The 13,136-nt window shown below is 37.3% G+C and carries 10 protein-coding genes; 2 read left to right on the top strand and 8 right to left on the bottom strand.

Annotated features, from left to right (window positions below; translation table 11 throughout):
* Positions 1–441 precede the first annotated feature (441 nt).
* The 4 genes from ACFX4R_RS22980 to ACFX4R_RS22965 all read right to left on the bottom strand — a co-directional run bounded on the left by ACFX4R_RS22980 (position 442) and on the right by ACFX4R_RS22965 (position 4,688).
* Positions 442–1,218: an enoyl-CoA hydratase-related protein gene (locus tag ACFX4R_RS22980; protein WP_043981729.1), complete on the bottom strand. Its 777-nt coding sequence runs from the start codon at positions 1,216–1,218 to the stop codon at positions 442–444.
* Positions 1,219–1,253: 35 nt separating this feature from the next.
* The gene (locus tag ACFX4R_RS22975; RefSeq protein WP_043981728.1) at positions 1,254–2,786 is read right to left on the bottom strand and encodes a fatty acid--CoA ligase family protein; all 1,533 of its coding nucleotides are present in this window, start codon (positions 2,784–2,786) and stop codon (positions 1,254–1,256) included.
* A gap of 165 nt (positions 2,787–2,951) precedes the next feature.
* Positions 2,952–3,941 carry a lipoate--protein ligase gene (gene lplA, locus ACFX4R_RS22970; RefSeq protein ID WP_043981727.1) on the bottom strand — a complete coding sequence of 330 codons (990 nt, stop codon included), beginning with the start codon at positions 3,939–3,941 and terminating at the stop codon, positions 2,952–2,954.
* Between the two features lie 15 nt (positions 3,942–3,956).
* The gene (locus tag ACFX4R_RS22965) at positions 3,957–4,688 is read right to left on the bottom strand and encodes an MBL fold metallo-hydrolase (protein WP_237075250.1); all 732 of its coding nucleotides are present in this window, start codon (positions 4,686–4,688) and stop codon (positions 3,957–3,959) included.
* A gap of 228 nt (positions 4,689–4,916) precedes the next feature.
* Here ACFX4R_RS22965 and yhfH point away from each other — a divergent pair, with 228 nt between their 5' ends.
* A complete protein-coding gene (gene yhfH, locus ACFX4R_RS22960) occupies positions 4,917–5,048 on the top strand; it encodes a protein YhfH (protein WP_080781675.1) in 132 nt (43 codons plus the stop codon).
* Positions 5,049–5,086: 38 nt separating this feature from the next.
* Here yhfH and ACFX4R_RS22955 read toward each other — a convergent pair whose 3' ends face one another.
* From ACFX4R_RS22955 to ACFX4R_RS22945, 3 genes are all read right to left on the bottom strand, one after another.
* Positions 5,087–6,670 (bottom strand): response regulator, encoded by a 1,584-nt coding sequence (locus tag ACFX4R_RS22955; protein WP_043981725.1) that lies wholly within the window; start codon positions 6,668–6,670, stop codon positions 5,087–5,089.
* On the bottom strand, positions 6,648–8,468 hold the full coding sequence (locus tag ACFX4R_RS22950) for a cache domain-containing sensor histidine kinase (RefSeq protein ID WP_043981724.1): 1,821 nt from the start codon (positions 8,466–8,468) through the stop codon (positions 6,648–6,650). The genes ACFX4R_RS22955 and ACFX4R_RS22950 overlap by 23 nt, the downstream gene beginning before the upstream one ends.
* 149 nt (positions 8,469–8,617) lie before the next feature.
* Positions 8,618–9,907, bottom strand: a complete 1,290-nt coding sequence (locus tag ACFX4R_RS22945) for an ABC transporter substrate-binding protein (protein ID WP_028410288.1) — start codon at positions 9,905–9,907, stop codon at positions 8,618–8,620.
* Positions 9,908–10,187: 280 nt separating this feature from the next.
* On the opposite strand from ACFX4R_RS22945, the gene ACFX4R_RS22940 reads away from it, so the two are divergent.
* Complete coding sequence (locus ACFX4R_RS22940) at positions 10,188–12,359, top strand: peptidoglycan D,D-transpeptidase FtsI family protein (RefSeq protein ID WP_237075251.1); 2,172 nt, start codon at positions 10,188–10,190, stop codon at positions 12,357–12,359.
* A gap of 52 nt (positions 12,360–12,411) precedes the next feature.
* Here the strand turns inward: ACFX4R_RS22940 and ACFX4R_RS22935 are convergent, their stop codons facing one another.
* Positions 12,412–12,981, bottom strand: coding sequence for a TetR/AcrR family transcriptional regulator (locus ACFX4R_RS22935; protein WP_013081690.1), 570 nt, complete (start codon positions 12,979–12,981; stop codon positions 12,412–12,414).
* Positions 12,982–13,136 lie beyond the last annotated feature (155 nt).

Here is a 13,136-nt window from a genome sequence, read left to right as displayed (position 1 = left end):
TCCTGAGCCAGGATCAAACTCTCCGAAGAAATGTTTGACTTGCTCAATTTAAAAAATAAAAATTAACGTTGACGTTTGTCGCTTTGTTCAGTTTTCAAAGTTCAACCGCCGCTCTTAAGCGACTTTATCATCTTATCAAGTTATCAACGTAATGTCAACAACTTTTTAAAATTCTTTTTTTAGCTTCGTTGTTAACGGTATGTCTCAACGACGCTTTATAATAATAAAATATATTTTAACTAAAGTCAACGGTTTTCAAAGAAAAAATTAAAAACTATTATTTATAGATTTGAACAACGACTGCTGCAACGTATTATAGTAAATATTATAGACAAAAGCCAGCTGTAACTTTGCCTTCTTTGCTCCTGCGCTTTTACGTATTCTTTTTTATTATTCTTATAGAAGAAACTAAGAAAGAGCTGTCCATTAGACAGCCCTTTCCTATTTCCCTTTAAAACTAGGTCTTCTCTTCTCAGCAAATGCTTGAAGCGCCTCGAGACGATCTTCTGTCGGAATCGTTAACTCATATGCTTTTCGTTCAATTTGCAAACCAGTCTGCAAATCGGCCTTCATTCCTTCTTTAATAGCAAATTTTGCTTGCTGAAGTGCAATTGGCCCATTTTTCAATAAAAGAGAGATAAAAATATCTATTGTTTCTTCTATTTCATATCCGGGAGCCACCTTCGTTACTAGACCACATTCTTTCGCTTCTGATGCTGAGAGACGCTGAGCTGTTAAAATGAGTTCCATTGCTTTTGCTTCCCCAACTAACCGAGGGAGACGCTGTGTTCCTCCTGCGCCTGGTATAATCGCTAAGCTTGTTTCCGTTAAACCCATAAGCGCTTCGGTTGAAGCAATCCGGAAATCACATGCTAAAGCCAGCTCCATTCCTCCTCCAAATGCATATCCATTGATGATTGCTATCGTTGGCTGCGGAAGCTGCTCTATCTTCGAAAATACTTCTCCTATCTTGTAAATATTGCGCTTTACCTCTTGATCAGAGAGAGTTTTACGTTCTTTTAAATCGGCCCCTACACTAAAAGACTTTTCACCTGCTCCTTTAAACGTCACAACTCGAATATCTTTTTGAATACGAATTCCTTCAATTACTTCTTCCAATTCTTTAAGCATATCGTAATTAAAAGCATTCATCGCTTCCGGACGGTTCAGTATCACATGGGCGACGTGTCCCTTCATTTCATAAGAAATAGATGACATCCTTTTACCACCTCCAACTTGGAATCGCTTTCATTTTATCGTTCCTGAGATACTTGCTGCTTCAATGCACGACGTAAAATTTTTCCCGTTGTATTTTTAGGAAGTTCTTTTAAAAATTCAATTTCACTTGGCACTTTATATTTAGCAAGGTGCTCTTTGCAATAGGCAATAAGCTTCTCTTCCGTTATCTCTTGATTATTGCAAACCACGTAACACTTCACACATTCACCTAAAGAAGGATCAGGGACTCCGATAACAGCCACTTCTACAATATCCCGATGCGCATATAGCACTTCTTCTACTTCGCGAGGATAAACATTATATCCTCCTACAATAATTAAATCTTTTTTACGGTCAACGATATAAAAATAACCTTCCTTATCCATTCTTGCTAAGTCACCTGTATACAGCCAACCATCTCGGAGAGCATATTCCGTGTCTTCTGGAAGCTTGTAATACCCTTTCATCACGTTAGGGCCTTTGACGATAAGTTCGCCAACTTGTCCTACTTCTACTTCTTCTCCTAGTTCGTTCACCACTTTATTTTCAACATTCATAATAGATGTGCCTATAGAACCGGCTTTTCTCTCTCGGTCAATCGGATTGAAACACGTCACAGGAGAAGCCTCAGATAATCCATACCCTTCTGCTACCATTACCCCAAACTTACGTTCAAAATTGGTTAGAAGTGCCACCGGCATTGATGCCCCGCCTGATATACAAAGCCTTACCGTGTGAAAGTGCTCTTTTTTCCCTTTGTCATGCTGAAGTAAGAAATTATACATTGTGGGAACGCCGGCAAAAATAGTCGCTTGTCGATTTTGAATTAATTCAAATATAGAAGATGGACTGAATTTTGGTTCAATTAATATCGTTCCTCCATTCATTAAAGGCGCATTCAATGAAACAGTTAAACAAAATACGTGAAACATCGGCAAAGCAGCTACGACTCGGTCATTCCCATTTATACTTAAATAATCTGCTACGTCTTGAGCATTTGAATAAATATTCTTATGTGTAAGCATAGCTCCTTTTGGTTTTCCAGTCGTTCCTGACGTATACAGAATGATAGCCACATCTTCTTCTTTTAACTCCAGAAAATCATATGTAGCTTCTCCTCTGTTTATAACTTGCGAAAACGTGTGAAAATAAGAAGGTATATTTTCCACTGTATCTGTCGTTTCACATAAGATAACATGTTCCAAAAATGGAGTGTGTCCAATGATTTTCTTTAAAATAGGGAGAAGTAAATCAACCGCAATAACTGCTTTTACATCTCCATCCTGAAGCATGTAGCTAATTTCATCCGCTGTGTAAATAGGATTAATAGGTATAACAGTAGCTCCTACTCGAAGAGCACCGTACAATCCAATCACAAAATGAGGCGAGTTGCCGACAATCAAAGCGATATGATCTCCTTTTTTTACACCTAATTGCTTCAGACCATCAGCAAACTTAGATACCGATGCATCAAGATTTGCATAAGATGTTTCCTGGTCCATAAAAACATATGCCGATTTTTGTGGAAATTGCTCAGCTGTTTTATGAAGCTGTGCTGACAAATTCATCTCATAACTTCCTCCTTTTAATAATGAATGAACAACCATTCATTATTAAGTCATAATAATGTAAAAATTCTTACTTCTTCTATTCTATTATAATGTTACTGCTGTTCCATTGACAAGACTCATCTGTTTAAAAAGAAAAAAAGCCTGATGTAGCAGACTTTTTTCTTAATAGATTAATTCAACAAACTCTTCTTTTGTAATATTACCAAAATAATGTGGAATATCGATGTCTTCTAAGGCTTGTTCAATAGAAGCTTTTTCATAACGAACACCTGTTAATTTTTCCTGTACTTCCTCGACATCTCCCACTCCAAAGAAATCTCCGTAAATGGTGCAAGCATCGATTTTTCCTTTATTCACTTCTAAACGAACGTCGATTTGTCCCACAGGAAAGCGGTGAGAGTGCTGTAAGTTAAATTTAGGTGATTTTCCATAGTTCCAATCCCATGACTGATAGCGCTCTTTAGAAATTTGATGAATCGTTTCCCAATCTTTTTCCGTTAGTTTATATTCTGTTATATTTTCTTCTCCGTCAAAGATATATCGAAGCAGCATTTCTCTAAACTCTTCCACCGTTACTTTCTGTTCTAAAAATTCGCTGATATTTGCTACTCTATTTCGAATAGACTTAATGCCTTTGGATTCAATTTTATCTTTTTTTACTTTTAACGCTGATACGACGTTTTCAATCTCTGAATCAAAAAGAAGAGTTCCATGGCTGAACATTCTCCCTTTCGTTGAAAACTGAGCATTTCCAGAAATTTTCCGTCCTTCAGCCATTAAATCATTTCGTCCGCTTAGCTCGGCATTAACTCCTAATTTCTTTAACGCTTCCACGACCGGCTCGGTAAACTTTTTAAAATTATGAAAGCTATTTCCATCGTCTTTCGTAATAAAGCTGAAGTTTAAATTTCCTTTATCATGATAAACGGCCCCGCCTCCAGACAGACGTCTCACTACATGAATTTGCTGATCTTCAACATATTTTGTATTAATCTCCTCAATGGTGTTCTGGTTTTTCCCAATAATAATAGAAGGTTCATTAATATAAAACAGCAGATATGTCTCATTAATGTCTAGATGCTTGAGCGCATACTCTTCAATTGCTAAGTTAATTCGGGGATCATAGTTTTTTTGATTATCAATAAATAACATTCATTTTCCTCCTTGTTATTCCCATACATATCCTGATTCAGCTAACGTAAGCGTACCTCTATAATGAGCAGCAGCTTCCTCTACTAGCTGTTGATGTTCTCCATAGTGCGGAAGGTGAGTAAGCATGAGGTGTTTGACACTTGCTTTTGAAGCAAGTGTACCTGCTTCTGTACTTGTCATGTGTCCAGCGCCTCTTCCATCTTGGTTAGCATAAAAATTACATTCACAAATGAGAAGATCTGCTTCGTCTGAGAAGGAAATAAACTCTTCTAAATAGCTAGAGTCCGCTGTGTACACGACAGTTTGATTGCCGGCGCTTATTCTCATGGCATAACAAACGACTGGATGCTTCGTTTTCATAAATTCGATGGTAAAAGGCCCAACTTCAAGTTTTTGACTCGGATCATACTCTACCCCTTTAGTAATTCCTTTATGAGTAAGTTTGTTGAAGCTTTCCTGATCATATGTATGTCCATAAATAGAAAGTTCCTTAACAGCGTTTCCTAGATGAGTCTGAATGAGGCGTGCATATTGAAATACTCCGACATCAGCCACGTGATCATGATGATAATGAGATAAAATCATAGCATCTATTTCTTCTGGCTTTGCATATTTTTGCAGCTGAGCCAATGCACCGCTTCCACAATCAACAAGCAGCTGAAACCCATCGTGCTCCACTAAATAGCTAGAAGTAGCTTCTGAAACCGCAGGATATCCTCCCCAAAAACCAATAACAGTTACTTTCATTTCAATCACCCTTTCGTACTATTTTTATTACGTTCAGTATACCCTACTTTTTTTTGAAAACTAACTGAAAGGCACTCGTTTCGGCGATTTTATCGAAATAACTCATTGTTATATAACAAATAACCACTTAGAATAGCAAAATAGGCTAAATTGTTATAAAACATAATTGACATTTTATCATCTGTTATAATACAATGTTAGTAACAAAAACAACGGAGGGGATTTAAAATGTTAGAAAAAATGACTGAATTTTTCAAAAGATTACCCAATAAAAAGTGCGTAGAATGCGGAAACGACATTGAGGAACAGCATGAATGCTACGGAAACAAATGTGATCACTGTCTAGATGTCATGAAATAAAAAAAGCTGAAACTGTTTTATAACAGTTTCAGCTTTTTTTATACGGTCAAACTGCGATACTCGTTTGGCGTAATGCCTTCTACTTTTTTAAACACTTTTCGAAAGTATTTATCATCATGATATCCAATCATATTCGCAATTTCATAGATTTTTAGTTCTTCATTTAGTAAAAGTGATTTGGCTTTATTCATTCTGACTTTCACCATATAATCTGAAATGTTTTCTTGAAATTCTTGCTTAAACTTCCTCGAAATGTATTCACGGCTTAGATAGAAACGTTCCGATATTTCTTGAAGCTTCACATCTCGATGAAAATTTTGCTGCAAATATTGTTCGATTTCATAAATAACGTCGCGATTGTTTTTCTTGCTATACCTTTTTACTACTTTTAAAAAGCGCTTTACTTCACGCTTCTTTCTCTCTACATACTTTGCTAGCTGAAACTGCCCATCTTGGTTATAGAAAAAAGAAAGAACATATTCAGGACCGTTATTTATCGTATAAGGAATGTGATATCTTTTTAACCAATGCTGGCTTAACAGCTGATATTCCTGCTCAAAATGCAGAATTTGCTTTAATGAGAGATAATTTTGTGCTTCAAAAGCTGTGATAATTTCGTTGAATACCGGCAAAAAGGCTTCAAACTTCCCGACTTGCAGCGCTTCTTCAATTTTACTATTATAATCCATCATATTTATTAATAAAGCACTTGCTAAAACGTCTTGCTCGCCGTAGACCTTCACTTTATTTTGATCAAGAACATTGCTTAATAAAAGCGAGTTTTTCGCATCTTCATAGGATTTCATTAGCTGATCAATAGAAGAAACTTTGCACCCTCTTGCAATCCGACAGCTCACGTCTAGCGTACGGCGAATGGCTGTATGTAAAGTCGTCAGTAAAGAGGTTATGCGTTCAAAATCATTCCAAAATATAATAATAATTTCCCACTTATTTGATAAATAACGGAAGGCTACCCCATTTTCTTCTGCCATCAGCATTTCATTGATTACATTTAAAATTGAAAAATAGGCTAAATCCCGGTCACCGCCAAAAGAACGAATGATGGATTCATCTACACGTACAATCCCCACTTCATACTCTCTAGTCAGATGGAAACCAAACTCTTCATAGATTGATTGATTTAGCAAATAATTGTTCATTAACTGCGTCAGTTTTCGATCTCGATAAATCGGCTTCATTTCATTGATTAAACGATAGCTGCTATTATGGACTTTTCTGGACTCTTCTTCTTTCTTCCATTGGGTTACAGCTCGTATAAGCGTATCGTTTAAAATCGAAGGATCCACTGGTTTTAGAATATAATCCGTACTTCCAAAATGAATAGCTTTACGCATATAGTGGTAGTCATCATACCCTGTTACCACAATCGTTTTGCTAGAAGGCGAATTCTCTTTAATCCACTCCAACAAAGCAATTCCATCGATATTAGGCATCTTCATATCAGTAAAAATGATTTCCGGTCCGTGATCCTCGATAAGCGCAATCGCTTGCTCACCGCTATCAGCTTCTATCACATCTGTAATTTCATGCTCTTCCCACTGTCCAAGCAGCTTTATTCCTTCTCTTACATGCTCTTCATCATCCACGATTAATACTTTCATCACTATCCCTCTTTTCTTCAATTGTTGTTAGCTTTATGACAACGGTAAAATCGTGATTTTCTTGACTGCTAATTTGCATTGAAGCATGATCTCCATAGTAGATGCGAAGTCGTTCATAAATGTTTTGCAACCCAATATGCTCATCTGTTTGATTATACGATTGCTGAAGTCTCGTTTTTAATTGATTCAACTCTTGTTGCCCTATCCCTTTTCCGTTATCAGAAACCGTTAGAATCAGTTCTTCACCGTTCAAATCCGCTGAAATCAGTAGCTTTCCGCTTCCTGTACGGGTTTCGAATCCATGCTTAAAAGAATTCTCAACAAGAGGCTGCAAAATCATTTTCGGTATTCGCATAAGCTCTGCTTCTTTTTCGATATTTAACTCATACTCAAACTTTGAACCAAACCGCTGCTTTTGCAGACTTAAGAAAGCTTTTACGTGATCGACTTCTTGCTTTAAGCTAACGATATCCTCTTTCATATTCATGCTGTAACGCATAATGTGCGAAAGTGAGGTTAATAAAGAATATACTTCAACTGCTTTATGCTTAAGAGCAAGAGTTCCAATCGATTGAAATGCGTTGTATAAAAAATGCGGATTAATTTGTGACTGCAGTACTTTTAGCTGCGTTGATTTATTTTCTAATTCCAATCGAAATTTACGTTCAATCAAGTCATTAATTGTTTCTACCATAGAGGTAAAATGCCTTCCTAAAACACCAAATTCATCGTTTCCAAGCGACTTAAACCGCACCTCAAATGATCCTTTTTCCACTTCTTTCATATTGCGAATCAATACGTTAATCGGCTGTGTAAAACGTACTGATATAAAAAGCGTAGCGATAACGAGCATACACAAAAATGGCAGGCCAATTAATACATTCATAAGTGCTGTCTTTCTTGCATCCTCATATAAAACACTGTAAGGAATTCGTTTCACAATGTACAAGTCCTCAAAGGGCTGTTTAAGCTTTTCATACATTAATACGCCTGAGAAGCTTTTATCTTCCCATTCCATGCTATGGTCTTTTTGAGAAGTGAGCGCCTTCACCCACGCGTAGTTTTCATTTTTTCCAATAACCTTTGAATTAGAGGAATACAAAACCTTCCCTTTATTGTTCATTAAATAAAAATCTTCTGACTCTTCATTATATAGACGCTGCGATATAGATTGAATTTGTGTCATATTAATGTCTAAAGATAGATAAGCTAACAACTTGTCTGATGGAATCTCATCAATCCGCTGATGAAAGCTAATAACTTGATTCGGCAGTGAATCAATTAACGTTGATAAATTATTGTAGCTATAAATTTCATGGGTAGGCTCAATCACAAGAAATTTATGATTTTTATTTAAATAAGAATAGTAAGGCTGAGTGTAAATATCATCGTACTTTCCTCTGCTGCTCACTTTCGAATTATAAGCTGTATACGAGTCATGCCCGTTTTCAATGTAAAGATGGAGCTGTTCAATCTCTGGACGAGTATTATATAAATAAAGAAGAGTCCGTGATATTTCCAGTTGATTGGCTCCTAAGTCACTTGATACACCTTCATCTAACACCTTAATAAATGGGTGGTAGCCGTACAGCCTTTTTGTAATATTAGCAATTTCATTTAAGTAATCGCTCAAATCATTGCTTCCGTTTTTAATAACTTGATAGTTGGTAGAAATAAATCGGTTCTTAACCGTTTCTTTTGTGTATTGATACGTAAAAATCGTTGAAATTAAAAATGGAATAACCGTTGCGAATAAGAAAAACAAAATTAATTTCTTGCGTATGCTCCAGCCTTTCACAAATAACCTCCTTTGACTAATGTCATACATTATGACTATTATTATACATTAAGAGCGCTTTCAATTAACTATTATTTTTTCATAACTATGAATCTAACCAGCTATTTTTTCACACCAAAAAGTCCGCGTTTTCCACGCGGACTTTTTGTTTATTTTTTCATTTTTGCCCAAATTGTATCTAATTTCTTCATAAATTCTTCTTCTGTCATTTGCTTGCCTGCGTAAGACTGCATTGCTGCGCCGACTTCTTGAACCGTTCCTTCCGGATACTTAAACCAGTTCCAAGATAATGTTTTACCTTCTTCAGAGTATTTTAAGATATCATCAGATAAAGAATCGATTCCTTTTCCATCGATGTTTTTGAACGCTGGAATGAACTTGAACTTTTCAACTAAGAATTTTTGACCCTCTTTAGAAGAAACCATCCAATTTAAGAATTCCTTCGCTGCTTTTTTATCTGCATCTGGCGCATTTTTGTTTACTACCCAGTTATTTGGAACTCCGATTGCTAATTTATCATTTTTCTTTGCATCGTTGCTGATTGGCATTGGAATAAAGCCCATTTTCATGTCCGGATTAATTTTCGTAATCATATTTACCGTCCAGTTACCTTGTTGCATCATTGCTGTTTCACCAGAAGCAAATTGAGTAACTTGTGTATTGTAGTCTGTCGTTAGTGGATTTTTATTTCCATACTTTAACGTTAAATCGAACAGATTCATAAATTGCTTAAACGTTTCATTGCCTTCAAATTTTGCTTTTCCTTCGTTTAGACCTTTAATAAACGCATCTGGATCGTCTTGCTGTGCCATTGGAATATTAAATAAGTGGTTACCTAGCACCCACCACTCGCCGTATCCATTAGAAAATGGCGTAATGCCTTTTGCTTTAAGCTTCTTAGAAGCTGCTTCTAATTCTGACAGCGTTTTAGGTAATTCTTTAACGCCTGCTTTTTCAAATAAATCTTTATTATAAATAAAACCATAACCTTCTAAGTTTAGCGGCTGACCATAAATTTTCCCGTCCATTGTCATCGGTTCTTTGGCGATATCATACAGATTATCTACCCACGGCTGATCAGATAAATCTTCCAATTTATCCTTCCACGTTTGCGCTTCTTGGAACCCTCCATTGTTAAAGATATCAGGTTCATTCCCAGAGGCAAACTGTGCTTTTAATGCTGCACCATAGTCCGCGCCTCCGCCGACTGTTTGGATGTTAAACTTTACGTTTGGATGTTCTTTTGTATATTCATCCGTTAATTCTTTCAGCTGATCTGCAATTTCCACTTTGAACTGGAACATATCAATAACAACTTGATCACCTGAGCCTGTTGATTTACTTGCTTTTGAATCCGTACCTGAGTTTGAACATGCTGTCGCAAATAAAAGTGATGTTGCTAACACGCCAGACATTATTGAAAGCCTTTTCATTTTCATTCGTTTTGCCCCCCTTGATATCTATCTCTCTTTATTTTACCGATTCTAGGACATTTGAACAGGTAACAATATTGAACAACCGAGTGGAAAATATTGAACAACCCCTTCAGCACCCTTCGACAGGTCTCTCTTCTTCCGCAAAAATTTCTATAAATTTTTTGTCTGTTTTATTCCACCTAATAACATTTATAGACAAAATTATGTTAATATGTAGAGTGATAGATTCATAAGAAAATTTATGAATTTTTTTAACTTGTATAAACAAAGTGAAGGGGTTTACATGAAAACTAAAAAGCGCAAAAAAACACATGTCTCATTTCGAATTAACTGGCTGTTTATTGTGGTTTTCCTGCTTTTTTCTGCACTCATTTTACGATTAGGCTTCGTACAGATCGTGTACGGAGAGAACTATAAACGAGAAGTTGAAAAAACAGAAGATGAAACGGTAGATTCACCGGTTCCTCGCGGAAAGATGCTAGACCGCTATGACCGCGTTATCGTGGATAATAAACCGTTGAACGCTGTCACGTACACGCGTTTGAAAGGCGTCACTCAAGAAGACAAGCTAAAAGTAGCTAAAAAGCTTGCCACTCTTATTGATGTTCCTGTTACAACAGACGTGTTTGGCAAATCGGCTGAAAAGAAAGATAAAAATACGATTAAGCTAACAGAACGCGACTTAAAAGATTACTGGATTGCAACTCATCCAAAAGCAGCAGCGAAAAAAATTACCGCAGCGGATAAGCAAAAAGTAAAAGAAGGTCAACTTTCTGAAGATGATTTATATCCTCTTCAGCTAAAGCGCATCACAAAAAACGAACTTCTATCGGTGAAAGATGACCTTGAAGTGATTGCTATTAAAAGCAAGATGGAAGGCGGCTACGCGTTAACCGCGCAAATTATTAAAAGCGGATTAACCGATAAAGAGCTTGCCGTCATTAGTGAGCAGTTGGGTGACTTACCAGGCGTCGATACGACAACTTACTGGGACCGTATGTATACATACGACGGCTTACTTAGCACGCTGCTTGGTAAAATCACATCAGCAGATGAAGGATTGCCAAGCGAAAACTTACAGTACTATTTATCACACGGCTACAGCCGTAATGACCGAGTAGGAAAAAGTTATTTAGAAAAGCAGTACGAAGACGTTCTTCGCGGTCAAAAAGCCCGCGTGCAAAACGTAACAGACCGCTCTGGCAACCTAGTGAGCCAAGAGACCGTTACTGAAGGTCAGCGCGGCAGTGACTTAATTTTAACAATTGATATGGAGCTTCAAAAGCAAGTCGAAGATATTTTAACAAAAGCTGTGACATCCGGTGCTGCTGGTTCACGATTAATGGACCGAGCGTTTGCCATTATGATGGACCCTCATACAGGAGACATTTTAGCAATGGGCGGAAAACAGCTCGTTACAGATAAAAAGACCGGAGCACGAAAAGTACAAGATTTTGCTCTTGGTAACATGACCACTTCTTATGAAGTAGGTTCGGCTGTAAAAGGAGCTACTGTTCTTGCAGGTCTTGACTCAGGCGCTATTCAGCCCGGAACGGTGTTTTATGATGCACCGATGACATTTGCTGGGGGCACTAAGAAAAAGTCTTCACATAATATGGGAGCTACCGGAATCCAAAAAGCGCTAGAACAATCATCAAACGTGTTCATGTACCGTACGGTTATGAGCATGGCTGGTGAAACGTACCGCCCTGGCGGCAGACTGAACATTCCACCGTCTATCTTTAATAAGCTGCGCTCATACTATAGCCAGTTTGGTCTTGGAATTTCAACGGGCATCGAATTAGAAAACGAATCAACGGGTATTCGCAATACTGTAACAAATGAACCAGGTAAAGCGCTAGATTTTGGTATTGGACAGTATGATACGTACACACCGCTTCAGCTTGTTCAATACATTTCAACGATTGCAAACGGCGGCTATCGTATGAAACCCCATCTAGTAAAAGAAATTCGTGAGCCTGAGCTTGATAGTGAACTAAAAGGAAGCGTACAAAGCTCGTTTGAGCCGGAAGTATTAAACCGTATTACAATGAGTCAATCGGAAATTGACATTGTTAAGGAAGGCTTCCGCCGCGTAGTCACAAGCTCACATGGTACAGGGCGTTTACTTAATTTAGGGAAATATCGTCAGTATAACATTGCTGGTAAATCCGGGACAGCTGAAACCTTTAACAAAGGTGTAAGCGTACGTAACTCTACATTCGTTTCATACGCGCCTTATGATAATCCGGAAGTAGCAGTAGCGGTTGTTATTCCTTCTGCTTATGTAGCAGGTACATCTAACACGTTAAGTAAAACTATTACAGGTGATTCTATTAAAGCTTACTTTGACCTTAAAAAAGAAGGCGAAAAAGAAGTAGAGCAAAAAGAAGAAGATGCAAAAACAGGAAATACAGAATTAAACGGCGTAAAAAAAGATGATAATGAACAATAAAAAAGGTCTCGTCATGAGACCTTTTTTGTTTTTTCTATGAAAAAAGCCCATCTCACTGAGACAGACCGCGTAAAAAGTATAGTTCAATTAATTCAGCAATTTTTTCTTCTGAAAGCGGCTCATGCCGTTTTTCCCAATCATAGACGAGTGCAATGTACATTTTAAATAGTAAAAAAGCTGTGAGCTCCGGGTTGCACGGTTTGATTTCTTTTTTAGAAATCGCAATTTCGATTTTGTTTTTTATATAAGTCAAAATCTCTTCTTCTACTCGTACCAGCACTTCTTGCACTGCTGTAGTGCCTAACTGCTGTTCCTGTACCAGCTTCAGCATGAGCTGATGCTCAGTGCGGAATTCTAAGATTCGAAAAATGGCTGCTTGGGCATTTTCAAAAAAAGGACGGTTGCTATCAATGACAGTTTCAGCTGCATCTGTCATTTCTCGAATCATTCGTGTCACAATTTCATCGAATAACTCTTCTTTGTTTTTAAAAAAAGTATAAATCGTTCCTTTTCCGACATTTGCAAGCTTCGCCACTTGCTCCATAGTCGTTGCTTTATATCCAAACAGCGCAAATGATTTTGACGCTGCATCAACAACTGATTGCTTTCGGTCTATCGCCACGTTATCCCCTTCTTTCTGACCAAATGAATATTTCAGTCAACAAGTACGGTTTTACTATAGCATAAGTTTCTTTTGCTTTTCAACCACAATCTCTTCTCTTAGTATAACCTTTCTCTACAGGTAGTAGACAAAAAAGCGGAGCATTGATTCACCGC

This window comes from Priestia sp. YIM B13490 (assembly GCF_042787735.1).
GTDB classification, from domain to species: Bacteria; Bacillota; Bacilli; order Bacillales; family Bacillaceae_H; genus Priestia; species Priestia megaterium.
This window is presented reverse-complemented; position numbering and strand designations above follow the sequence as displayed.

Excerpts from the sequence above, each read along its gene's own strand:
- ACFX4R_RS22955 (WP_043981725.1), bottom strand. The coding sequence starts at position 6,670 with ATGAAAGTATTAATCGTGGATGATGAAGAGCATGTAAGAGAAGGAATA.
- ACFX4R_RS22940 (WP_237075251.1), top strand. The coding sequence starts at position 10,188 with ATGAAAACTAAAAAGCGCAAAAAAACACATGTCTCATTTCGAATTAAC.
- lplA (WP_043981727.1), bottom strand. The coding sequence starts at position 3,941 with ATGTTATTTATTGATAATCAAAAAAACTATGATCCCCGAATTAACTTA.
- ACFX4R_RS22980 (WP_043981729.1), bottom strand. The coding sequence starts at position 1,218 with ATGTCATCTATTTCTTATGAAATGAAGGGACACGTCGCCCATGTGATA.
- yhfH (WP_080781675.1), top strand. The coding sequence starts at position 4,917 with ATGTTAGAAAAAATGACTGAATTTTTCAAAAGATTACCCAATAAAAAG.
- ACFX4R_RS22965 (WP_237075250.1), bottom strand. The coding sequence starts at position 4,688 with ATGAAAGTAACTGTTATTGGTTTTTGGGGAGGATATCCTGCGGTTTCA.
- ACFX4R_RS22975 (WP_043981728.1), bottom strand. The coding sequence starts at position 2,786 with ATGAATTTGTCAGCACAGCTTCATAAAACAGCTGAGCAATTTCCACAA.
- ACFX4R_RS22945 (WP_028410288.1), bottom strand. The coding sequence starts at position 9,907 with ATGAAAATGAAAAGGCTTTCAATAATGTCTGGCGTGTTAGCAACATCA.